Genomic DNA, 21889 nt, shown 5'->3' on the forward strand with positions numbered 1-21889 from the left:
TGCCAATTGGCACCTTCTTGGTTATTCAAGTTCAAATGACTCATCAGATTTAATGAGCACTTGCACTATATCATTGAGCTGAACATTACTTAATGGGCGAGTATTTAAGTTAATGGCTGTGGCACTTTGCATATTCACATTAATGACTTTCAGTTGCTCGATAGTTTGTCGTGTAGAGTTTATGATTTTGCCGTTACCCGTGACGATGTCACTTCGGTGCATAATTGAGAGTACTTTGCCCGGCTCTAGGCCGTGTTTTTTACCTAAATTAATCACAACTTGTTCATTATTAATGTGCAAAATCTTCCCTTTAGTTGGTATACATGCCACGGCTACATCAAGGTCTTGGCTCACTTTATTAAAAATATCTTGAATTTGTTGACCATAGTTTGAGCGCCAAAATTGCTCGCTATATACGTCAATAATTTTTGTCTTTTTAAATGGCCAAACTCCCTGAGTTACATAATGTTGTTGCCATACCTGCTCGAATGTTATTGAGTCATATAGCGCAAAGTCTATTTTAAAGCTGCGAAGGTACTCATCGTCTTGCCAAAAGGCATAATCATTATTGAGTTTATCTAAACCCGCTATATCTGTGATCTGGCTTAATAATACATATTGGCTATTACTGTTGGTTGAAATGGTTTCAATCAACATATGGTCATAGTTAAATTGTTGAGAAAAATACTCACTGACGTTTAGAGGGGAGTTTAGATAAGGGATCGGTTTGACTGCGGAAGTACGCTCATTCAGGGTATTAAACAAACGATGAGATGCAGACTTTGCAATGTCAAAAATTTGACCCAACCTTGCTTGATGGGGCTGTGTTAATTGGCTCTGAGTAATGGCAATTTGTTTATTAAATTGCTGGCCTGGACATTTTTTTTCGGTAGCATAAATATCTAAATGCAAAGTCACGCTATATTGCTCGTCACTTTGATTTTCGCTAACAAGGTTAACTTGTTGGATTTCGCCATGAGATTTGATCTTGATCTCATTTTGACTCAAGACCCCATCAGCAACGGTTTGAACGCTGCTGATGGTAGCCCCAGAGAATATCAACGCTTGTGTAATTGCGTCTTTAACTGCTGCTTGACGAGCGTCTGCCATGTCGCGCCCTTGCATGCTTGCATAACCGATGACTTCATACCACTCAGCTTTTACATTACTGCTCATTGCTACCAGCATAAGCAAAGCGACTGCTCTAATCATAATTAAAACCTTAAAAAATAACTGTAATGAACGTAGCAAGTCATATACCAACAATTTTTGGCAAGAATCGTGCATTGGATAAATCATCAAATTTAAGAGGTATAGAATGATGAATGCCACACGAACTTTTAACAGTATAGGCTTGGTTGCCATAACCATACTTTTATTTTTATTAGGTGGATGTAGCTCGATGTTTGATAAAAACATTGAATATGAGTACGTCAAGCCAGATAATTACCCAGTATTAAAAGCAATTGGTTACGCCCCGTTAAGTGCTCAACCTGGTGCCAGTGATACGCAAAAGATGCTAATGGCGGTGAAAGTGTCGAAACTTGAGGCATACAGAGAGTTAACAGAGCAAGTCTATGGCCAAAATATTACCGCGGGTATGACAGTTCAAGGTGCAGTTGCTAAAAACGATGGGCTCAAGAGTCAAGTGACAGGTGTGATAAGAGGCGCTAAGGTTGTAAAGAGCTATGCGTCGGGTGATGCATATGTGACTGAATTAGAGCTCGATATGAAGCGCGTGCACGATTTATATATTACACAGGTGAAACCAAGAAAGATAAAACGTGTAACTTATTATTAATAGACTGGACGCTTGGCAACGCTCTGTTAGATGCAGAGCGTACTTGATTATGCTTTAAGGTTTTTAACTAGCTCGTTATTACCTGTCACGACGCTACCATCTTGGCCATATGTAATAGAAGAGGGCGCACCTAAAAGAATACTTTTCAATTCTCTGGCGCTTAAATGAGCTTGATGCGCAGCCTGAGCGTTTACTTCATTCTTTTTTTTACACTCAATTAGCAACTCTTCAATTTTATCGGTCATCTCGATAGCTTCTTCAGCTTGGAAAAGCGCTTGATCAAAACTAGACAGCTCTTTATCTTGTTTTTGGATGGTGTTTAGTAAGGTAAGTTTATCTCTTGCAAGTTCTTTTAAATGGTCACCTTTTCGAGCCGCTAAAGCATTCAACTCTCTATCTAGCAACTGGGTCAGAGTTGCTAGGTTAGTGAGCTGTGTTTCTAATTTATGAAGACAGAGGTTAAGCTGTTCAACCATACATATCAAACTCAAATGCGGCGATATTCTTAGCGAGTTTTTCGGCGTCTATTTGATACTTGCCTTCGCTAATGGCTTTTTTAAGTTCAGCAACCTTATTGCTATCAAACGCAGGCGCATCTTTTGCCTTTTCTTGCAGGTTTTTAAGTTGCTGCGCTTGTGGTGTTAAACTTACTGAATCGCTAGCCGCTTTTTGTGGCGCTTTAGTAGGCGCTGTGCTAGCAGCATTGGCTTCATTTTTTTGCAACTCAGCTTTTTGTTGCTTAATATTATTAAGCACGCTGTTTGATTGCGTTTGACCTTTAACGTTATTTACCATGACCTGTGACCCAAATTTAAATTCTTGTTTAGAATATCGGCTGTTCTAGCTATAACTTTAGCAAAAATTTTAAATATTGACCTCAACTGAATCAACATCTTTTACTCTTCCAGAGACAATTTTTCCAGACTTTTGATTTTTAACCTGAATTTGTTCACCAATGTTACCATCTTCTAGTGCAATACCGATGGTTTTTATAGTTAAAGAGGGAGTTCGCGCATATATATTGACTACATCCCCTTTGCAAACCATACAAATTTGATGCATGCCTATAGGCATGCCTTCACGTATTACACGCTTACTTCGACTACCTATTAGCAAAGATTTATCATCAATATGAGTCGCTCGAACAAAGTATTTCGCGAGGAAGTCTAATTTGAGATGTTCCTCTGAAATGAGCTCTCCTCTGGCTATCATCGTGCTACTGACGATTACTGGGAATAACTCTTCGATGCGAACATGCACATATTGTGTCCAGCCAATTAAGTCGTCACATTTAAGTTGTACAGTTACCTGCCGATTAAAGGGGGGCGACGCATTTGTCATGATATCAATAGGCTTTTCACATTCGCGAGTAGGCAGCCGTGCATCCAGTGGAAGTGCCGAAATTTGTATCTTGCTGTCGGGGTTTGTTGGGACCAAGTTTTCAATGTAGGTCCTAGCAGCTTCTTCTAGGTCTTGATTATTGAATTGTTGGGCATAAATTTCACAACTGAGCAGAATATATACCATCGAGGATAAAAACCCGATAGATTTGGTTTTTTTTAACAAACTCATGATGTTTCGACTATGCTTATCATGTGAAAAAAGGTATAAAGATTTTGCGTTAATTGTGGCACCTCTTCAAGAGTTATCGTTCCTTTATTAGCGTCTGCAAGTATCGTTCCGTTAAGCATTAATATAGTAGGAGAGTGAAATGGCAGGTATTTTAGACTCAGTAAACCAGCGCACCCAGTTGGTTGGGCAAAACCGCCTAGAGTTATTGCTATTTAGGCTTAAAGGTCGACAACGCTTTGGCATTAACGTGTTTAAAGTTAGAGAAGTGCTCCAGTGTCCACCGCTAACGAGCATGCCTAAATCCAACTCCTTTGTTCGAGGTGTTGCACATATTCGTGGGCAGACCATTTCAGTTATTGATATGTCTTTAGCTGTAGGTGGGCCTCCAATAGAAGATATTCATAATTGTTTTATTATTATTGCGGAATATAACCGTTCGGTTCAGGGGTTTTTGGTTGGTGCCGTTGAGCGAATTGTGAATATGAATTGGGAAAAGATCATGCCGCCACCTTCTGGGGCTGGTCGATATTCTTACTTAACTGCGGTCACAGAAATAGAAAATGAGCTTGTCGAAATTTTAGATGTCGAAAAAATTCTGAATGAGATTTGCCCGGTTAATACCGAAGTAAGCCAAGATATTATTTCAGACGGCGAAATGCAAAAAGACTTGGGCGAGCGTATTGTATTCATTGCGGATGACTCAGCGGTAGCACGCAATCAAGTAAAGCGTGCGTTGGAACCTTTAGGTGTCCAAACGGAACTTGCAAAAAATGGTCGTGAGGCGCTGATACGTCTTAGAGAAATAGCTCAGATGGATTGCCAAAATGATATTACTGAGCGTGTAGGTTTATTAATCTCTGACGTTGAAATGCCGGAGATGGATGGTTATACACTCACTGCTGAAATAAAAGCGGATCCTAAGTTGGCACCATTGCACGTTATCTTACATACTTCGCTTAGCGGTGTATTTAATCACGCGATGATTGAAAAGGTAGGTGCTGATGACTTCATTGCTAAGTTTAATCCTGACGAGTTGGCAGCTGCGGTTAAAAAGTGGGTTCACTGTGATTAATGAATGGCGGTAGTACTTTGGAAAATAAGCATCTTCAGCAGGGCGAATACGATCAATTCAGAACGTTTCTAGAGCAACAATGTGGCATTGTTCTAGGAGATAACAAGCTTTATCTTGTTAAGAGTCGCTTGGCTCCTCTTATGGCAAGATTTAGCGTTGATACACTTTCTGCATTAGTCGCGAAAACGCTCAGTCCTCACGAGCGGCAATTACGTGCCGCAGTCGTCGATGCGATGACGACAAATGAAACTTTGTGGTTTCGTGATACCTATCCGTTTGAACTTTTGAAAACTAAGATATTTCCAGAATTTAGCGAATTACGCAGACCTATAAAAATTTGGTCTGCGGCCAGTTCTTCTGGGCAAGAACCATATTCAATTGCGATGTCAGCAAGTGAATATCAGACTAAAAACCCAGGCGCATTGAAGATGGGAGTGCAGATCACGGGCACAGACATCTCCAATACCATGCTCGATATGTGCAAAAATGCAGAGTATGACGCACTGGCGCTAGCGAGAGGATTGTCTGCCGAAAGGCGCACTAAGTTTTTTAAAGACAGCGGCAACGGTATGGCACAAGTGGTTGATCCGATCAAACGCATGGTCAATTTTAGGCACCTAAACCTATTAGATTCTTATGCTCTGATGGGGAAGTTTGATGTCATTTTTTGCCGAAATGTATTGATATATTTTTCACCGCAGGTGAAAGCAAAAATTATTTCTCAATTTGCGCAAGCGCTCAATCCTAATGGATACCTCTTTCTAGGCGCTTCAGAATCAATGGCTGGATTAAGTGATGCCTTTGATATGATACGCTGTAACCCAGGTATTATTTACCAGAAAAAACAATAGTTTAAGGTGGGGTTTCCCGCCTTTTTACTTCTGGCCTAACTTTTGCATTAACACTCCTGAGTCAAATTTTTGGAGTAGTGTTATGGCAATCAGTTTTGATAAGGCATTAGGAGTACACCCTCATACGATGGTGATCCGCTCGCAACGTGCAGAGATCCTCGCCAGTAATATCGCCAACGCCGACACCCCAGGTTACAAAGCCAAAGACATTGATTTTGCCCAAGCATTTAAAGCGGCAAAATCTGGTCAAGAACGCGGCAATAATATGGTTCGCACAGATTCCAATCATATCGCTGGGGGCACCAAGTTAACTGGCGGTTTAGAACTATTTCGCAATCCAAATCAAACAGATACGGGTGATGGCAACTCTGTGGATGTACAGGTGGAACGAAACTTGTATGTACAAAACTCATTAGAGTATCAAGCCAGTTTGCAGTTTCTGTCTGGTAAGTTTAAAGGCCTTAAAAAGGCGCTAGGTGGTCAAGGGTAATTATTATGAGTTTATATAACGTATTTGATATCGCAGGTACAGGTATGAGTGCTCAGAACATTCGCCTAAACACTACTGCCAGTAATATTTCGAACGCAAACAGTATTAGCTCTAGCCAAGATAAGGTTTATAGGGCAAGGCACCCAGTATTTGCAGCTGAGTTAACAAAAGCGTCTTCAATGCAAGATCCAACGCAGCTCAATGCATCAGTGGGGGTGAAAGTGTTAGGGATTGTAGAGAGTGATAAACCACTTCAGGTTGAATACAACCCAAACCACCCGAGTGCTGATAAAGATGGATACATCTATAAACCCAATGTGAACGTAGTTGAAGAAATGACCAATATGATTTCTGCATCTCGTTCGTATCAAACCAATGTACAAGTAGCAGACGCCGCTAAGCAAATGCTTAGTAAGACTCTACTGCTTGGTCAGCGTTAACGGGAGTATAGCTGATGAGTAATGATATTAATGCGGCATCGTCCTCTTACATGGATTCCCTTCGTTGGAATAAGGAAAACAAACCACAAGAGAAGAATGATCAGTTAACGCAAGAAGACTTTTTTTCGTTGTTAACACAACAGCTTTCCTATCAAGATCCAAGTAAGCCTGCTGACAACGATCAGATGATAGCGCAGATGACCAACTTTACCATGGCAGAAGGTATTTCTAACTTAAATTCTAAGTTTGAGATGCTATCAGCGTCCATGACGTCCAACTCTGCACTACAAGCTTCCACCTTGGTCGGAAAAAAAGCATTACTCGAATCAGATACTATCAATGTTGGTTCGGACCAATTGGCAAAAGGGTCGGTGATCGCCACTCAACCAGTTGAAGATCTTACTATCAGTATCTATGACGATAAGAATCAGTTGGTTCGTACTATGGAGATGGGTAGTCAAACTGCTGGCGCATTAAGATTTGAGTGGGATGGTAAGAACGACGACGAAGTTCAAATGCCAGATGGTGAATACACAATTAAGGCTGAAGGTAGGTTAAATGGTGAGTATACAAGCCTACCTATGGCTACTTTTAAAAATATAGATAGCGTAAATGTGAATGGTGCCAATGGCATCGTGATCAATACTAGTGCAGGCGCAGTGAAACTCGCTGATGTCGCTGAAATCGCATAATTATCTTAGTCACAGAATTAACCTTAGAGTTCAAGAGGTGAGAGTATGAGTTTCAATATAGCATTAACAGGTTTGGCGGCAGCTCAAAAAGACCTAGATGTAACGGCAAATAACATTGCAAACGTGAATACAACAGGTTTTAAAGAGTCACGTGCTGAGTTCGCTGACGTTTACGCGGCATCTGTTTTTAGTTCCAGTAAAACGAAAGCCGGCGATGGTACGCAAACGACGATGGTGGCGCAACAATTTCACCAAGGGTCTTTGAAGTTCACGCAAAACTCGCTAGATTTAGCGATTACGGGTGATGGCTATTTTGCAATGAGTGAAGAGTTTGGCTCACAAGATTATACCTATACCCGTGCAGGTGCTTTTAAGCTGAACAAAGACAATTTTATCGTCGATGCGCAAGGTAACTTCTTGCAAGGTTTCCCTGTAGACCCCTCTACAGGAGATACAACTTCAGTAAGTTTGAGTACTTCAACCGCGTTACAAATCCCTGATGCTTCGGGTTCACCGCGCGCTACATCAACAATTTACAACTCGTTTAATGTTGACTCTCGTGAGCAAGTACCCTCAATTCCGTTTGATCCAACACAATCGGCATCCTATAACTCATCTACTTCGACAACAGTATATGACTCGTTAGGTGAACCTCATGTCGTCCAGTTATTTTTTAGAAAATCAGCGGCAAATACGTGGGATGTTTATGGCACACTAGACAGTCAACCGTTTACTAATACAGGTGCAGCAAACACCGCACCATACGCGCCGCTAACGACTTTTGGTTTTGACGCAAGCGGTCTACCAGCGACAACAACGATACCGCCTGCTGCGACAGTTAATAATACGGGCACAACGTTTGATCCATTAACAATTACTGGTCCATCAGCGCCGCCTAATGGCTTATCAGGGTTACTGACCAACGGTGCTACGTTCCCGAATAATATCACTATGAACTGGCGTGATGAAGCAAACACCACCAACAAATTGCCGACTCAATATGCCAGCCGTTTTGAAGTCAAAGCGCTTGAACAGGATGGTGCAACGGTTGGCCGTCTATCAAGTATTGACATTGGTTCTGATGGTAAAATCATCGCGGCATATAGTAACGGTGATTCAACTTACTTGGGCCAAGTAGCGATGGTGCGTTTTTCCAATTCGCAAGGTTTATCACCAGTGGGTAATACTGCATGGAAGAAGAGTTTAACATCGGGCGAGCCAATTGCGGGTGAGCCGGGCTCAGGTACATTAGGTAGCATTAACTCTTCATCGCTTGAGCAGTCGAATGTTAACTTGACCAATGAACTTGTAGATTTGATCAGTGCTCAGCGTAATTTCCAAGCAAACTCTCGAGCGCTGGAAGTAAACTCAACATTGCAACAAAATATCCTACAGATCCGATAATTAGATATTTGCTTCCAAGGCCGCATCATGCGGCCTTTTTTATATGCCTTTCCTCACTTGAACAGCGTCATTTATTTGTTGGCACTATTATTGCTTTTATTGATTAGATGAATTTATTAGTAAGGTTAGTGTTATGGATAAAATGCTCTATGTTGCAATGTCTGGCGCAAAACAAAATTTGCGTGGCGTTGCTATTAAAGCTAATAACTTAGCCAACTCAAATACCGTCGGTTTTAAAGCCGATTTTGCCCAAGCGCGTTCAATGCAGGCATTTGGTGAAGGTTTACCGACTCGCGTGTTTGCTATGCAGGAACGTCCTGGGACTAATTTGACCTCCGGGCCAATTATGGAGACTGCGAGAGATTTAGATATTTCAGTATCTCAAGAATCTTGGATCAGTGTTATGGACGAAAGTGGCAATGAAGCGTACACCAAGGTGGGTAATTTAAACATTCGTTCGGACGGCGCTTTGATCACCAGCCATGGGCGTCAACTTATTGGCGAGGGGGGGCCGATTATATTGCCTATCCCAGTAGATAAAGTGGTATTTAGTGATGATGGCTCTATCCAAGTTCGCCCACAAGGCGCACCTGCTAACTTTATGGAAGTTGTCGACCGATTAAAAATTATTGACGCAGACAACAGCCAGCTTGAAAAAGGCAATGATGGCCTGTTTCGTCCAAAAGAAGATGCATTGGTTGATGGCCTTTGTGGGTTTTGTGAAATCTCCCCAACGGCTCGTGTTATGAGCGGTACATTAGAACGCTCTAATGTGAACCCCGTACATGAGATGGTGGATTTGATTAACCACCAGCGTCAATTTGAAATGCAAATGAAATTAATGAAGACCGCAGAAGAGATAGACGAACGTCATGTATCTTTGCTGCGTATCGTCTAACCGAGTGAGGTAATTGTTATGAACCCAGCATTGTGGATCAGTAAAACGGGCTTAGATGCGCAACAAACAGATATTGCGGTTATTTCTAACAACTTAGCAAACGCGAGTACCGTCGGGTATAAAAAGAGTCGCGCTATTTTTGAAGATTTACTTTATCAGAATATCAATCAACCAGGCGGCCGTTCGTCGCAAGACACCGAACTCCCCTCGGGCTTGATGTTAGGTGCCGGTGCGAAAGTGGTTGCCAACCAGAAAAACTTTTCTCAAGGCAATATGCTTAGTACTGAAAATACGCTGGATTGGATGATCCAAGGCCCTGGTTTTTTCGAAATTCAAATGCCCGATGGCACAACGGCTTACACTCGAAATGGTCAGTTTACGACGGATGAAACTGGTCGTGTTGTTACCTCAGGTGCCGGCTTCCCACTGCAACCGCAGATGAATGTGCCAGATGATGCCAAGTCCATTACGATTTCTCAAGATGGTGAAGTATCAGTTGCAGTTGCAGGGCAAGCAGAGAATGTCGTGATCGGTCAGTTAGTGATCAGCGACTTTATTAATCCTGCGGGCTTGGAGCCGATGGGTCAAAACTTATACACAGAAACGGCAGTAAGCGGTGCACCGGTGCAAGGTAATCCGAGCGTTGACGGTCTTGGTCTTATTGTCCAAGGTGCGCTTGAAACCTCGAACGTGAATGTGACCGAAGAGTTGGTCAATCTCATTGAAACTCAACGGGTTTACGAGATGAACTCGAAAGTAATTTCATCCGTGGATGAAATGCTTAGTTATATTAATCAGCAATTATAAGATTTAGGGGGCAGTATGCGTGATTTGAGCTTAGCCATTTTAGTAACCACTTTACTTGCAGGATGTGTGTCAACGCAAAATAGTGATGTGGTGCGCGATGATCCATACTATGCGCCCATGTACCCCGAGCAAGAAGCGGAGCCTGTTGTCGCAACCGGATCATTATTTAGTGAGTACCGAGCTAATGATTTATATTCGGATAAAAAGGCATTAAGAACCGGGGATATTATTACCGTCATCCTGCGTGAAACAACCGCAGCGTCAAAGGCTGCAAATAACCAGACTGATAAAGAGACCGAAGCGTCGCTCAATCCAATCACGGGCTTGGGTGGTTCAGCGATTAATATTGGTAAAGAAAGTATTCAATTTGGTTTGGAATCAGAATCCTCTTTCAAAGGTGATAGCCAAGCGAATCAATCAAACAGCTTGTTCGGTAACATATCTGTTAACGTCATGCGCGTGCTACCCAATGGTAATTTGGTTATCCGTGGTGAAAAATGGTTGACACTGAATACGGGTGAAGAGTTTATTCGACTAGAAGGCTTGGTGAGAGCCTCGGATGTGAAAGCGGATAATACGGTTGAATCAAACCGCATTGCTAACGCGCGTATCCAATACTCAGGTAAAGGCCAGCATCAAGAAACGCAGAGTCCTGGCTGGTTAGCTAAATTCTTCTTAAGTACGTTGTTACCATTTTAAAGGGTTAAGACAATGAGATTGTTCGTATTACTTAGTGTATTGGTCTGCTGTGTATTGTCCGCAAGTGCAAACGCAGAGCGTATAAAAGATGTGAGTATGGTGGAAGGTGTTCGCTCAAACCAGCTGGTGGGCTACGGCTTAGTGGTCGGTTTACCTGGAACTGGCGAACAAAGCCGCTTTACCGAGCAAAGTTTTAAAGCGATGTTAAGCAGCTTCGGTATTACTATGCCGTCTAGTTTAAAGCCCAAAATTAAAAATGTCGCTGCAGTTGCAGTTCATGCAGATTTGCCACCTTTCGTTAAACCGGGCCAGAAGATTGACATTACGGTTTCCTCAATCGGTAGTGCAGGTAGTCTACGTGGCGGTACTTTGCTGCAAACCTTTATGAAGGGGGTTGATGGTAATGTATATGCGATTGCGCAAGGGAGTTTGATTGTAGGTGGTTTAGGTGCTGAGGGTATGGATGGTAGTCGAGTGGTTATTAATACCCCGACGGTGGGCAGAGTACCCAATGGTGCGATTGTTGAGCGAGCGGTAAAAAGCCCATTTACACAAGGTGACCATATCACTTTTAACTTGAACAGTCCTGACTTTACAACGGCTAAACGATTGGCGGATACAATTAATGAGCTGGTTGGACCAAACAGCGCAAAACCTATGGATGCTGCGTCTGTGCGGGTTATTGCACCCAGAGATCCCTCACAACGTGTCGCTTATCTTTCTACACTAGAGAATTTAGAATTTAAGCCAGCCGATACCACCGCTAAAATTATTGTGAATTCACGCACTGGTACCATTGTCATTGGTAAAAATGTGAAGCTACAGCCTGCTGCGATCACACATGGTGGCTTAACCGTTACTATTGCTGAACAGCAAAATGTCTCTCAGCCTCAACCTTTAGGTGAAGGTGAAACGACAGTAACGCAGCAAAGTATCATTGACGTAAATACGGATGACTCACGAGCGTTTGTATTTGACCCAGGTGTGAGTTTAGATGATTTGGTTAGAGCGATTAATCAAGTGGGTGCCGCGCCTGGCGATTTAATGGCGATTTTAGAGGCGCTAAAAGAAGCGGGTGCAATCAATGGTCAATTAGTCGTCATATGAAGAGTTATTTTTAATCAATAAGTTAGCCCTGATTAGTCGGGGCTTTTTTTTGGCTCATTTTTTGCATTGATAATGCTATGAATTTTTAACGTGTCGTTGAACTGATGAATACTAATCCGTTAGACAAACAGAACTTTTTTGATTTAGGGGATCTAAATACCTTACGTCAAGATGCCTTGAAAAGCGGCACTGATCAAAAAGCGTCAAATGAAGCTTTGAAAAAAGCGGCGCAGCAGTTTGAATCGATCTTTACGCAAATGCTGCTCAAAAGTATGCGCAAAGCCAATGAAGCAATGGAAGATAAAGATAGTCCGTTTAACTCCAGTAGCGTCAAGTTCTTTGAAGAAATGCACGACCAACAACTATCTGTGGAGCTTGCTGGAAAAGGGGGGTTGGGCTTAGCGGATTTAATTGTACAGCAATTGTCACCAAATTCAGACGGGTACACGCCAGCTTCAGTGATCCGCACAAATGCCAATTTAGTCAGTGACAAGATTGCCAGTGGTCAAGCGCCTGCTGCTCAGCCGGATGAGGCAAAGGCAACTCAGGCAAGCGACTCAAAGCGTGAAGAGCAGAAGGGGTTTTTTGATGATCCTGCGGCTTTTGTTGAATCCATTTGGGAGCACGCTAAAGAAGCCGCTGGCAAAATTGGACTTAATCCAGCTGTGATGGTGGCGCAAGCCGCATTAGAAACAGGTTGGGGTAAACATGTTATCTCGAAGCCTGATGGTTCGAGCAGTTATAACTTGTTCAATATTAAATCAGATAAAGCATGGCAGGGTGAGAGTGCCAAGAAGTTGACATTGGAGTTTGAACAAGGTCTACCCATTAAAAAGCAAGCGAGTTTTAGAGCATATGACTCAATTAAGGACAGTATCAATGACTATGTTGAGTTTTTGCAAAGTAATCCCCGCTATGAAGAGGCGCTGCAAAAAGTGAAGCAGCCAAGTGAATATTTAGAGGCATTACAGCAAGCAGGCTATGCAACAGATCCAAATTATGCCGATAAAATTAAAAACGTGCTACAGCGTGGCGAGTTTAAGCAGATGCTCACGTCGCTAATTCGTCAAGGAGTAAATTAAGATGTCTTATGATCTTATGCAAATTGGTACGAGTGGTGTTCGTGCAAGCTCGGAGCTTCTGCAAACGACCAGTAGAAACATATCCAATTTAAACACTAAGGGTTATATACGCGAGCGCACAGAGCATGCGACGACCGTGGGCAATATGGTGGGCCGCTCTGAAACTGTTCGCCTGATCAATGAATTTGCAGTAAAACAACTGAATCGTGATATCTCAAATAAAGCTTACTATGATCAGTTTGTAACAGAGTCTTCTCGTATTGATACGCTCTTTGCTGAAGAGTCAAATAGCCTGAGTACTAGCATTAATACCATGTTTAATAGTTTACAAGAGGCAATGAACCAACCAGCGTCAACCGTATCGCGTTCACTATTTATGAACTCTGCACAAGGTTTAGTTGAGCAGATGCATCGGCTATCAAACATTGTCTTTGATCAGAAAAGCGTTGTTAATGAGCAACTCAGCCTCTATACCGATGAAGCCAATAACCTAATTGAAAAAATCAGCCAGTTAAATGATAAAGTAGCATCAACCTATACGAGCGATGACCACACAGTGGCACTATCGGTTTTAAATGAACGAGACCAAGCAATTCGGGATTTGTCAGAGTTAGTTGATATTGAAACACTCGACGGTTCAAATGGAGAAAAGCTGGTATTTCTTGGTAGTGGTCAAGCCTTAGTTATGGAAAATGGGACATTTAATGCATTTGCGTTGGATGGCGATCCAGATCCGAACGTTAAAGATTTAAAATTAGATGTTCGCAGTGGTAGTGCTGTTGCTTTAGATGTTGATTTGGGCTCACTAAAAGGAAAAATTGGTGGATTGATGGCTTTTCGTGACGATATTCTACAGCCTGCACAAAATCGGCTAGGGCAGATAGGCATCGCCATTGCAGATGCGTTTAACCAGCAAAATGCATTAGGTATGGATCTTGACGGTAATTTAGGTGGCGCTATTTTTAGTATCCCAACTGTGCAGGGCTATGCGTTTCAAAGTAATACTGGTACTGGTGTCGTCAATGCGACATTAGAAGCTGGGTTAGGTAGCTCGTTGCCGGCCACTGATTTCCAGGTAACATTTTTAACGGCAACGACGGTTGAAATTTCAGCAATCGACAGCGAAGGCAATGTTATAGGTACTCCTTCCACGGCGAATGTCACCGCCGGTGCTATTAACTCTGGAACCATTACATCTGGTGAATCATTTGGGTTAGATATGACAGTGACGGGAGCGGCCGCTGCGGGAGACCGTTTTGTCGTAAAACTTAACTCCAGTGCCGCAGGGTCATTGGATCTTGCTACACAAAGACCCGAACATTTGGCTTTAGCATCTCCAATTCGAACAGAGGTGAGTGCTAATAATACAAGTACTGCAGCTATTTCAGCCGGTGTTGTAAATAACACCAGCAATATTAATGCAGGCCCCCCAATTGCATTGGCGCAAGGTGATATTACGATCACTAAAACGGCAGTAGCAAACCAATATCAAATTGTGGATGGCAGTGGCACAAATTTAGTGACGATTACACCTCCTGCAAACAGTTTCTTAAATGCGGCCGGTGCACCGTATAACGCTTACGGCTTTGATTTCAATATTGAAGGGCAGCCAGCAACGGGAGATGTTTTCACCATTAAAGTTAATACAGGTGGTTTTGATGACAACCGCAATGGTTTAGCACTTAGCCAGCTAAAGTCCGATGAGCTAGTGCGTCAAGGCGTTGTAGCCAGTGCAGATAACTTACAAACGTTTAACGAATCATACGCGGGTTTAGTGACGGAAGTAGGGGTGATTGCGAATCAAGCCAAAACCAATGGAGCTGCTTTTGATGCATTAGCAACGCAATCTGAAACATGGTTTGAATCTATTTCAGGTGTAAACTTAGATGAAGAAGCAGCCAACTTGTTACGTTTTCAACAGTCCTACTCTGCTTCCGCGCAGATTATATCGGCTGCACGTACCATATTTGACACCTTATTGAGCGCGGCGAGGTAACAGTTATGCGATTATCAAACAATTTAATGTTTAGAAATAACCTAAATTCCATTTTGAGTAATCAAGAAGAAGTTAACCGAGCTCAGCAACAAGTTAATACCCAAAAGCGCGTACTGACAGCTTCGGATGATCCGTCAGCGATTGCCAATTCTATGTTATACACGGATAAAATCCAGTCTAACGAGCAGTATGCTAAAAGCTCTTCGATGCTAAGTAGTCGTTTAGAAATTGAAGAAAGTGTGCTCGAGAATATTAAAGGATCAATTGCCAAGGCGCAGGTTTTAACAATCCAAGCGGGTAACGGTGCGCTTGATGATATAGACAGAGAGGGGCTATCAGCAGAAATAAGCTCACTCAAAGAATCTATTTTTGAACTGATGAACTCAAAGTCCGAGGATGGTGGATACATATTTGCTGGTTATCAAGATAATAAACAAGCATTTGTGTATGATGGTGCGACTGGAAAATATGTGTATCAGGGTGACCAAGGCCAACACAGCATTAAAGTGGCAGAAGGCATCAGTATCAAATCGAGCGATAATGGTTTTAGTGTTTTTGAAAAAGCCAGCAAACGTCTAAATGTTGATAGTACAACTATTGTGCCAGCGACGAGTAATGTGTATGTGCAACAGCAAGGTGCTTTTGATAACTTTCACAAAGCGAATTACAACGCTGACCCAACTGCGCCAGCGAATGCAAACACGGTCACCATCAATTTCACTTCAGCAACAACTTATGATTTACAAGTCGCTGGCACAACCATTCAATCGGGTACTTACCAAGGTAATAAAGTCAGTGTGAATGGTATGGATATCACTTTTACAGGTGCGCCAGCAAGTATTGACTTTGATTTGGAAACACCAACAAAGCAAAACGTTCTTAATACATTAGATGAGTTAGTGACAACGCTCAATAACCCTAATTTGAATGAAAATGATTTTAAGCAAGCGCTAGCAGATGCAAATGTCGGTTTAGATAATGCGAAGAATCTGGTGTCTCAAACTCAGTCTGTTTTAGGCGGCCGACTCAATACGACCAAGCGTGTTGAGTCGGCAAATTCAGACTTAGATATCAATAATAAGCAGGCTAAAGCAAATCTTGTTGAGCTGGATATGGCTGAGGCTATCACTGAACTTACCAAGCATGAAACTGCACTACAGGCCTCCCAAGCTACTTTTGGCCGCTTATCTAACTTATCTTTACTGGACTACATCAGATAATTGTTTGCTGCCAAAATTATGGCAGCATTTTCTTGTTTACATCAGTTTCTATAGCTTTCTATTGCTACTTATTGTTTTAATTATTAAAAAACTCTCGCCCATAAAAAATAACTATGCTTGGCAGAAATTGCTTGAGATTGCACTTTATTTAATATTTTCTATTTTAAAACAAATGGTTGCTATTTTTTAAAAAAAAATACTAAAGGATTTTTTTTGCCGCCCGATAACTTAAGTAACCAAGCTGGAGAATAAAAAACTTTTCGAAGGCTTAAAGTTTTAAGTTTGAGAGTAAACACAAAGTTTACATTGGGAGAACTATCATGGCACTTTATGTAAATACTAACGTAAGTTCGTTGAACGCACAAAGACAATTAAACAACTCAGGTATTTCACTTGATACATCATTCAAGCGTTTATCTTCTGGTTTTCGTATCAACAGCGCAGCTGACGATGCGGCTGGTCTACAAATCGCAGACCGTTTGACTTCGCAGGTAAATGGTTTAAACCAAGGTAACCGTAACGCAAACGATGGTATTTCTCTTGCGCAGACCGCTGAGGGTGCAATGGATGAAGTAACATCGATGTTCCAGCGTATTCGTACGTTAGCACAACAAGCAGCGAATGGTTCGAATACAGATGAAGACCGTCTAGCGATTCAAGAAGAAATTCGTTCGTTATCTTCAGAAGTAAACCGTATTGCAGAAGATACGACGTTTGGTGGTCAAAATTTATTAGATGGTTCTTATAAAGCAAGCTTCCAAGTAGGTGCTGATGCTGTTCAAACCATCGGATTTAGTATGCAGGAAGTGGGTGGTGATACTGCGCTGGCTGATAATGGTGGCTTTACTCTATCAGGTATTGCAACCGTAGCAAGTTCGGTAACCGGTACTGCAGGTACTTCATTGGCATCGCTAACTGAATTGAGTTCAGTAGGTAGCAGTTCAGTTGTAGGTACATCGTTCACATATGCAGGGACATTCCAGGCGACTTCTATCAGTGTTTCAAGTCAGTCAAATGCACAAAAAGTAATGGCTGGTATGGATGCACTCATTGCGGTAGTTGATAAAAAGCGTGCAGAGCTTGGTGCGGTACAAAACCGTTTCCAATCTACAATTCGTAATCAGTCAAACGTATCTGAGAATTTACAGGCAGCAAAATCACGTATCAAGGATACCGACTTTGCAACAGAAACTGCAAACTTAACTAAAATGCAGATCCTTCAACAGGCAAGCCAAACTATCTTAAGTCAGGCTAACCAACGTCCTCAGGCTGCTTTAAGTCTTCTAGGATAATGACAGGAAAAGCGGTGTCCGTACTTGATGGGGTATTTAGCACGGACACCAAGTTGGATGATAAAGCGGAGGAGCTTACAATCCAATAGCGTTCATCGATTCAATGAACACATATTTTCTAGCATAGACCGTGCCAATGTATATGCTGGTTTATTGACACTTACTCTCAAATTTCAAATTACAAAGGGCCGAAAGGCCCTTTTTTTGTATTCCAAGCTATCTATTTCGTTTGAATATTAAATTGGCCCACCTTTTGCATTTACCTTTATCAAGAAAACTAAACATGGTGCAAGTGGCAATTTTTTGCCCCGTCGCAAAAAACATGGCGACAAAAATAGCCACTTTGTATTGAGTAATTTAAAGCTGGAAAGTTTGGCTTTAACTTGAAATAGAGAGAAATTGTTATGGCTTTATTTGTAAATACTAACGTAAGCGCTTTAAACGCTCAGCGTCAATTAACGAATTCAGGAAATGAGTTAGATACGTCTTTCAAACGATTGTCTTCAGGTATGCGCATTAACAGTGCTGCAGATGATGCAGCCGGTTTGCAAATTTCTGACCGTTTGCAGTCTCAGATAAATGGCTTGGATCAAGGTAACCGTAATGCGAATGATGGAATTTCGTTAGCACAAACAGCAGAAGGTGCGATGGAAGAAATAACTAACATGTTTCAACGCATACGCACACTTTCACAACAAGCGGCCAATGGTTCTAATACCGATGAAGACCGTTTGGCACTTCAAGAAGAGATTCGTCAGCTATCTGCTGAGGTAAACCGAGTTGCTACTGATACTACGTTTGGTGGACAAAACCTACTTAATGGCAGCTACAAAGCGAGTTTCCAAGTAGGTGCGGATGCAGTTCAAACCATTGGTTTCAGTATGAGAGAAGTGGGTGGTGACACTGCGCTAGCTGATAATGGAGGCTTTACTTTATCCGGCATTGCTACCGTGGCAAGTTCTGTAACGGGAACTGCGGGAACGTCTTTGGCCTCGCTGACTGATTTAAGCTCTGTAGGAAGTAGTACTATTGTGGGAACGGCCTTTACTTATGCTGGCGTTTTCCAAGCGACTTCAATTAGTGTATCTTCTCAATCAGGTGCACAAATGGTTATGGCGGGTATGGATGCACTCATTGCGGTAGTTGATAAAAAACGTGCCGAGTTGGGTGCGGTGCAAAACCGTTTTCAGTCAACGATACGTAACCAAGCCAACATTTCTGAAAATCTATCGGCTGCAAAATCTCGAATTAAAGACGCAGACTTTGCACTTGAAACCGCAAAACTCACTAAAAATCAAATTTTGCAGCAAGCTAGCCAGACTATATTAGGTCAAGCAAATCAAAGACCTCAAGCTGCACTGAGTTTATTACAAGGGTAAGTTGACAAATATTTAAAAAAAAACATAAATAAAGCTAAAGCTTTCGCTTCATGAGTCGATACATGAGTCAGAGAACTACAAATTTAGGACTCTAATTTGGGTGTAACAGGGTAGGGGTATCCCGTTACATACCAATCCAACAATGAAGCGGAGGCTATTATGGCTATATATGTAAACACCAATGTGAGTTCACTGAACGCACAAAGGCAACTGAATAATTCTGCTAATTCTTTAGATACTTCCTTCCAGCGGTTATCTTCAGGCTTTAGAATTAATAGTGCTAAAGATGATGCAGCAGGTCTGCAAATTGCGAACCGTTTGACTAGCCAAGTAAACGGGCTAGATCAGGGCTCACGAAATGCAAATGACGGCATTTCACTTTCACAAACTGCTGAAGGTGCTTTGGACGAAGTAACTTCGATGTTCCAGCGTATTCGTACGTTAGCACAACAAGCATCTAACGGTTCGAATACAGATGAAGACCGTCTAGCGATTCAAGAAGAAATTCGTTCGTTATCTTCAGAAGTAAACCGTATTGCAGAAGATACGACGTTTGGTGGTCAAAATTTATTAGATGGTTCTTATAAAGCAAGCTTCCAAGTAGGTGCTGATGCTGTTCAAACCATCGGATTTAGTATGCAGGAAGTGGGTGGTGATACTGCGCTGGCTGATAATGGTGGCTTTACCCTATCAGGTATTGCAACCGTAGCAAGTTCGGTAACCGGTACTGCAGGTACTTCATTGGCATCGCTAACTGAATTGAGTTCAGTAGGTAGCAGTTCAGTTGTAGGTACATCGTTCACATATGCAGGGACATTCCAGGCGACTTCTATCAGTGTTTCAAGTCAGTCAAATGCACAAAAAGTAATGGCTGGTATGGATGCACTCATTGCGGTAGTTGATAAAAAGCGTGCAGAGCTTGGTGCGGTACAAAACCGTTTCCAATCTACAATTCGTAATCAGTCAAACGTATCTGAGAATTTAGCTGCTGCTAAATCACGTATTAAGGATACCGACTTTGCAACAGAAACTGCAAACTTGACTAAAATGCAGATATTGCAGCAAGCAAGTAGTTCGATTTTGAGTCAGGCTAACCAGCGTCCTCAAGTAGCTTTATCACTATTAGGTTAAAGTGAACACGCATTACGTTAAACTTAGGTATTAAGCATCTGAGTTTAACGTATGCTATATTTAAGGTAATATCTGGAGGTCTGCTATGAGCGATTTTGATATTTTAAAAAGTAATGTCGGTTTTTTGACTCCTACATTTTCAAAAGATAAAGATAGCAGTGCTGTTGACTTTCAGCGTCCGATAGAACAATCGGCTGCGTCCACTAAACTGCAGCAGCAAGAAGAGTCATCGCAAAATTTAGCGCAAGAGCGTCAGGCATTATTTGACGATGTACAGAAAAATCTAGATAAATTGAATGAAGTGCTACCAATCACTTCAACTAATTTATCTTTTGAATTTGATGAGACAGGTAACCCGCCATTTATCCGTGTTATCGACCGCGGGAATGATGAAGTTATTCGAGAAATCCCATCAGAAGAGTTCCGTGAAGTAGCTAAAGCTTTGGACGAGTTTGCCGATAAATTAGCTAACAAGGGCTTTTTATTTAATGAAACGGCTTAGATTGCAGTAAGTTTGGAGGTAACTCATGCCATTAGTCACTCAAGCGGGTATCGGTTCTGGTTTAGACCTTGAAAGTATCATTCAGGCGTCAGTACAAGCCGAAAGTGCACCTAAGCTTCAAGCTTTTCAGAAAAAGCAGGATTTGTTAAAGGTTGAGTTGTCAGCGATTGGAGAGATTAAATCTGCAATATCTAAACTTAAAGATACCATTGAAAAACTCGCTGATCCAGATAACTTCGGTAAGCGTGTTGCAAACATCACTCAGCCTACATCGGGAGACATTATAAGTGTTACACCGACTAGCGATATTTCCGTCGGGACATTTGATATTGCAGTGACGCAGCTAGCTATGGGCAGTAGATTAAACTCTACCGATGGTGCGTTTAACGCGACAACCGATGTTGTAACGGCTTCTGGCGGTACCCTCACATTTGACGCGGGAGCAGGCAATAATTTTAGCGTGGCCCTTAATGCGGGCGCTACGCTTGCAGAGTTGCGTGATGCTATCAATAGTTCAGAAACTAACTTTGGTGTAACAGCAAATATCGTGAACACAGGTGTTCCAGGCGTCGGCTCAAAGTTAGTCCTCACTTCAAATGTCACTGGTAACGGTAATGGGCTAACGGTCACTTCTGACACGGCTGAATTAGATGCAGTGAGTACTTCACCATTTGCAGGTGGTACTGCTGGAATGACTGAAACACAAGCGGCCCAAGATGCAATTATCACGGTTGACGGTTTAACAGTAAACAGCAGCACAAATACGTTTAAAGATGCTGTTCAAGATATGACAATTAAAGCGTTAAAGAAAAGTGAAGATGATGGTACGGGCAGCCCAGAAAAAGCCAAACTGAGTGTTGAGTATGATAGAGAGTCAGTTACTAAATTAGTTGATCAGTTAGTTGAGTCTTATAATAACTTAATCGGCAATATTGGTTTTCAAACTCGCATTGGCAAGCCATTAAATGGTGATGCGTCAATACGAGGTCTAAAAGACCAGTTAATTAATACTTTAGGAAAACCTTTAACAGGGGCTGGTCCATTTGGGTCGATATTTGATATCGGTTTAACTGTCGATAACGATGGATATTTGAAAAAGTCGTCATTGGTTCGTAGTCTAAATGAAGCAATGGATAGTAATTTTGATGATATTGGCAAGGCTTTTGCAGGAGATAATGGTGTAGCCAAAGATTTAGAAACTTTGCTTGGTAACTATATTGATTCAGGTGGCATTGTTAAGCAGCGAGAAACAAATTTAAATGGTCAATTAGATGATCTAGAAGATGATGTAGATAGTTTTCAGTACCGGATGGAGTCATTTGAACAAGGACTTCGGAAAAAATATGCAGGGTTGGATGTGTTGTTAGCTCAAATGCAATCAACACAGTCATATTTAGGTGCCCAATTGGCAAGTTTACCAGGATTTACTAAATCTAAATCTTAGTCGGCAATGA

23 protein-coding genes are annotated in these 21889 nt (G+C 41.9%); 19 read left to right on the plus strand and 4 right to left on the minus strand.

The window, feature by feature from the left end:
- Nucleotides 1–21: 21 nt before the first annotated feature.
- Nucleotides 22–1212, minus strand: a complete 1191-nt coding sequence (locus ACW689_RS00900) for a flagellar assembly protein T N-terminal domain-containing protein (RefSeq protein WP_476287647.1) — start codon at nucleotides 1210–1212, stop codon at nucleotides 22–24.
- A gap of 109 nt (nucleotides 1213–1321) precedes the next feature.
- Between ACW689_RS00900 and ACW689_RS00905 the strand changes: the two genes are divergently transcribed.
- Nucleotides 1322–1801: an LPP20 family lipoprotein gene (locus tag ACW689_RS00905; RefSeq protein ID WP_476288294.1), complete on the plus strand. Its 480-nt coding sequence runs from the start codon at nucleotides 1322–1324 to the stop codon at nucleotides 1799–1801.
- Nucleotides 1802–1848: 47 nt separating this feature from the next.
- Here the strand turns inward: ACW689_RS00905 and flgN are convergent, their stop codons facing one another.
- The 3 genes from flgN to flgA form a co-directional block, all read right to left on the minus strand.
- Nucleotides 1849–2277 carry a flagellar export chaperone FlgN gene (gene flgN, locus ACW689_RS00910; RefSeq protein WP_476287649.1) on the minus strand — a complete coding sequence of 143 codons (429 nt, stop codon included), beginning with the start codon at nucleotides 2275–2277 and terminating at the stop codon, nucleotides 1849–1851.
- Nucleotides 2270–2596 (minus strand): flagellar biosynthesis anti-sigma factor FlgM, encoded by a 327-nt coding sequence (gene flgM / locus ACW689_RS00915; protein ID WP_476287651.1) that lies wholly within the window; start codon nucleotides 2594–2596, stop codon nucleotides 2270–2272. The genes flgN and flgM overlap by 8 nt, the downstream gene beginning before the upstream one ends.
- 69 nt (nucleotides 2597–2665) lie before the next feature.
- Nucleotides 2666–3373, minus strand: a complete 708-nt coding sequence (gene flgA, locus ACW689_RS00920) for a flagellar basal body P-ring formation chaperone FlgA (RefSeq protein ID WP_476287653.1) — start codon at nucleotides 3371–3373, stop codon at nucleotides 2666–2668.
- 139 nt (nucleotides 3374–3512) lie between these two features.
- Here flgA and ACW689_RS00925 point away from each other — a divergent pair, with 139 nt between their 5' ends.
- The 18 genes from ACW689_RS00925 (at nucleotide 3513) to fliD (ending at nucleotide 21879) form a co-directional block, all read left to right on the plus strand.
- The gene (locus ACW689_RS00925; protein WP_476287655.1) at nucleotides 3513–4445 is read left to right on the plus strand and encodes a chemotaxis protein; all 933 of its coding nucleotides are present in this window, start codon (nucleotides 3513–3515) and stop codon (nucleotides 4443–4445) included.
- A gap of 17 nt (nucleotides 4446–4462) precedes the next feature.
- A complete protein-coding gene (locus ACW689_RS00930; RefSeq protein ID WP_476288296.1) occupies nucleotides 4463–5296 on the plus strand; it encodes a CheR family methyltransferase in 834 nt (277 codons plus the stop codon).
- 82 nt (nucleotides 5297–5378) lie between these two features.
- Nucleotides 5379–5786 (plus strand): flagellar basal body rod protein FlgB, encoded by a 408-nt coding sequence (flgB, locus tag ACW689_RS00935; protein WP_476287657.1) that lies wholly within the window; start codon nucleotides 5379–5381, stop codon nucleotides 5784–5786.
- A gap of 5 nt (nucleotides 5787–5791) precedes the next feature.
- Nucleotides 5792–6226 (plus strand): flagellar basal body rod protein FlgC, encoded by a 435-nt coding sequence (gene flgC / locus ACW689_RS00940; RefSeq protein ID WP_476287659.1) that lies wholly within the window; start codon nucleotides 5792–5794, stop codon nucleotides 6224–6226.
- A gap of 14 nt (nucleotides 6227–6240) precedes the next feature.
- The gene (locus ACW689_RS00945) at nucleotides 6241–6918 is read left to right on the plus strand and encodes a flagellar hook assembly protein FlgD (protein WP_476287661.1); all 678 of its coding nucleotides are present in this window, start codon (nucleotides 6241–6243) and stop codon (nucleotides 6916–6918) included.
- A gap of 45 nt (nucleotides 6919–6963) precedes the next feature.
- On the plus strand, nucleotides 6964–8322 hold the full coding sequence (gene flgE / locus ACW689_RS00950; RefSeq protein WP_476287663.1) for a flagellar hook protein FlgE: 1359 nt from the start codon (nucleotides 6964–6966) through the stop codon (nucleotides 8320–8322).
- Between the two features lie 133 nt (nucleotides 8323–8455).
- Nucleotides 8456–9220: a flagellar basal body rod protein FlgF gene (locus ACW689_RS00955; RefSeq protein ID WP_476287665.1), complete on the plus strand. Its 765-nt coding sequence runs from the start codon at nucleotides 8456–8458 to the stop codon at nucleotides 9218–9220.
- An 18-nt stretch (nucleotides 9221–9238) separates the two neighbouring features.
- Nucleotides 9239–10027, plus strand: coding sequence for a flagellar basal-body rod protein FlgG (gene flgG / locus ACW689_RS00960; protein WP_476287667.1), 789 nt, complete (start codon nucleotides 9239–9241; stop codon nucleotides 10025–10027).
- A 15-nt stretch (nucleotides 10028–10042) separates the two neighbouring features.
- On the plus strand, nucleotides 10043–10726 hold the full coding sequence (gene flgH, locus ACW689_RS00965) for a flagellar basal body L-ring protein FlgH (protein ID WP_476287669.1): 684 nt from the start codon (nucleotides 10043–10045) through the stop codon (nucleotides 10724–10726).
- 12 nt (nucleotides 10727–10738) lie between these two features.
- Nucleotides 10739–11833 (plus strand): flagellar basal body P-ring protein FlgI, encoded by a 1095-nt coding sequence (locus tag ACW689_RS00970; RefSeq protein WP_476287671.1) that lies wholly within the window; start codon nucleotides 10739–10741, stop codon nucleotides 11831–11833.
- 104 nt (nucleotides 11834–11937) lie between these two features.
- On the plus strand, nucleotides 11938–12915 hold the full coding sequence (flgJ, locus tag ACW689_RS00975) for a flagellar assembly peptidoglycan hydrolase FlgJ (protein WP_476287673.1): 978 nt from the start codon (nucleotides 11938–11940) through the stop codon (nucleotides 12913–12915).
- A gap of 1 nt (nucleotide 12916) precedes the next feature.
- Complete coding sequence (gene flgK, locus ACW689_RS00980; RefSeq protein ID WP_476287675.1) at nucleotides 12917–14911, plus strand: flagellar hook-associated protein FlgK; 1995 nt, start codon at nucleotides 12917–12919, stop codon at nucleotides 14909–14911.
- A gap of 5 nt (nucleotides 14912–14916) precedes the next feature.
- Nucleotides 14917–16131, plus strand: a complete 1215-nt coding sequence (gene flgL, locus ACW689_RS00985; protein WP_476287677.1) for a flagellar hook-associated protein FlgL — start codon at nucleotides 14917–14919, stop codon at nucleotides 16129–16131.
- A 320-nt stretch (nucleotides 16132–16451) separates the two neighbouring features.
- Nucleotides 16452–17423 (plus strand): flagellin N-terminal helical domain-containing protein, encoded by a 972-nt coding sequence (locus ACW689_RS00990; protein WP_476287679.1) that lies wholly within the window; start codon nucleotides 16452–16454, stop codon nucleotides 17421–17423.
- A 404-nt stretch (nucleotides 17424–17827) separates the two neighbouring features.
- Nucleotides 17828–18802 (plus strand): flagellin N-terminal helical domain-containing protein, encoded by a 975-nt coding sequence (locus tag ACW689_RS00995; protein ID WP_476287681.1) that lies wholly within the window; start codon nucleotides 17828–17830, stop codon nucleotides 18800–18802.
- Between the two features lie 159 nt (nucleotides 18803–18961).
- Nucleotides 18962–19933 (plus strand): flagellin N-terminal helical domain-containing protein, encoded by a 972-nt coding sequence (locus tag ACW689_RS01000; RefSeq protein WP_476287683.1) that lies wholly within the window; start codon nucleotides 18962–18964, stop codon nucleotides 19931–19933.
- Between the two features lie 85 nt (nucleotides 19934–20018).
- A complete protein-coding gene (locus tag ACW689_RS01005) occupies nucleotides 20019–20435 on the plus strand; it encodes a flagellar protein FlaG (protein ID WP_476287685.1) in 417 nt (138 codons plus the stop codon).
- 25 nt (nucleotides 20436–20460) lie between these two features.
- Nucleotides 20461–21879 carry a flagellar filament capping protein FliD gene (gene fliD / locus ACW689_RS01010; RefSeq protein WP_476287687.1) on the plus strand — a complete coding sequence of 473 codons (1419 nt, stop codon included), beginning with the start codon at nucleotides 20461–20463 and terminating at the stop codon, nucleotides 21877–21879.
- The last annotated feature ends 10 nt before the right edge of the window (nucleotides 21880–21889 follow it).

This window comes from Pseudoalteromonas sp. ABE4_541 (assembly GCF_056312285.1).

Excerpts from the sequence above, each read along its gene's own strand:
- flgK (WP_476287675.1), top strand. The coding sequence starts at position 12,917 with ATGTCTTATGATCTTATGCAAATTGGTACGAGTGGTGTTCGTGCAAGC.
- flgA (WP_476287653.1), bottom strand. The coding sequence starts at position 3,373 with ATGAGTTTGTTAAAAAAAACCAAATCTATCGGGTTTTTATCCTCGATG.
- flgM (WP_476287651.1), bottom strand. The coding sequence starts at position 2,596 with ATGGTAAATAACGTTAAAGGTCAAACGCAATCAAACAGCGTGCTTAAT.
- ACW689_RS00990 (WP_476287679.1), top strand. The coding sequence starts at position 16,452 with ATGGCACTTTATGTAAATACTAACGTAAGTTCGTTGAACGCACAAAGA.
- ACW689_RS00945 (WP_476287661.1), top strand. The coding sequence starts at position 6,241 with ATGAGTAATGATATTAATGCGGCATCGTCCTCTTACATGGATTCCCTT.
- ACW689_RS00955 (WP_476287665.1), top strand. The coding sequence starts at position 8,456 with ATGGATAAAATGCTCTATGTTGCAATGTCTGGCGCAAAACAAAATTTG.
- ACW689_RS00905 (WP_476288294.1), top strand. The coding sequence starts at position 1,322 with ATGAATGCCACACGAACTTTTAACAGTATAGGCTTGGTTGCCATAACC.
- flgB (WP_476287657.1), top strand. The coding sequence starts at position 5,379 with ATGGCAATCAGTTTTGATAAGGCATTAGGAGTACACCCTCATACGATG.
- flgE (WP_476287663.1), top strand. The coding sequence starts at position 6,964 with ATGAGTTTCAATATAGCATTAACAGGTTTGGCGGCAGCTCAAAAAGAC.
- flgN (WP_476287649.1), bottom strand. The coding sequence starts at position 2,277 with ATGGTTGAACAGCTTAACCTCTGTCTTCATAAATTAGAAACACAGCTC.
- flgJ (WP_476287673.1), top strand. The coding sequence starts at position 11,938 with ATGAATACTAATCCGTTAGACAAACAGAACTTTTTTGATTTAGGGGAT.
- flgH (WP_476287669.1), top strand. The coding sequence starts at position 10,043 with ATGCGTGATTTGAGCTTAGCCATTTTAGTAACCACTTTACTTGCAGGA.
- ACW689_RS00925 (WP_476287655.1), top strand. The coding sequence starts at position 3,513 with ATGGCAGGTATTTTAGACTCAGTAAACCAGCGCACCCAGTTGGTTGGG.
- ACW689_RS01000 (WP_476287683.1), top strand. The coding sequence starts at position 18,962 with ATGGCTATATATGTAAACACCAATGTGAGTTCACTGAACGCACAAAGG.
- ACW689_RS00995 (WP_476287681.1), top strand. The coding sequence starts at position 17,828 with ATGGCTTTATTTGTAAATACTAACGTAAGCGCTTTAAACGCTCAGCGT.
- flgG (WP_476287667.1), top strand. The coding sequence starts at position 9,239 with ATGAACCCAGCATTGTGGATCAGTAAAACGGGCTTAGATGCGCAACAA.
- flgC (WP_476287659.1), top strand. The coding sequence starts at position 5,792 with ATGAGTTTATATAACGTATTTGATATCGCAGGTACAGGTATGAGTGCT.
- ACW689_RS00970 (WP_476287671.1), top strand. The coding sequence starts at position 10,739 with ATGAGATTGTTCGTATTACTTAGTGTATTGGTCTGCTGTGTATTGTCC.
- flgL (WP_476287677.1), top strand. The coding sequence starts at position 14,917 with ATGCGATTATCAAACAATTTAATGTTTAGAAATAACCTAAATTCCATT.
- fliD (WP_476287687.1), top strand. The coding sequence starts at position 20,461 with ATGCCATTAGTCACTCAAGCGGGTATCGGTTCTGGTTTAGACCTTGAA.
- ACW689_RS00900 (WP_476287647.1), bottom strand. The coding sequence starts at position 1,212 with ATGATTAGAGCAGTCGCTTTGCTTATGCTGGTAGCAATGAGCAGTAAT.
- ACW689_RS01005 (WP_476287685.1), top strand. The coding sequence starts at position 20,019 with ATGAGCGATTTTGATATTTTAAAAAGTAATGTCGGTTTTTTGACTCCT.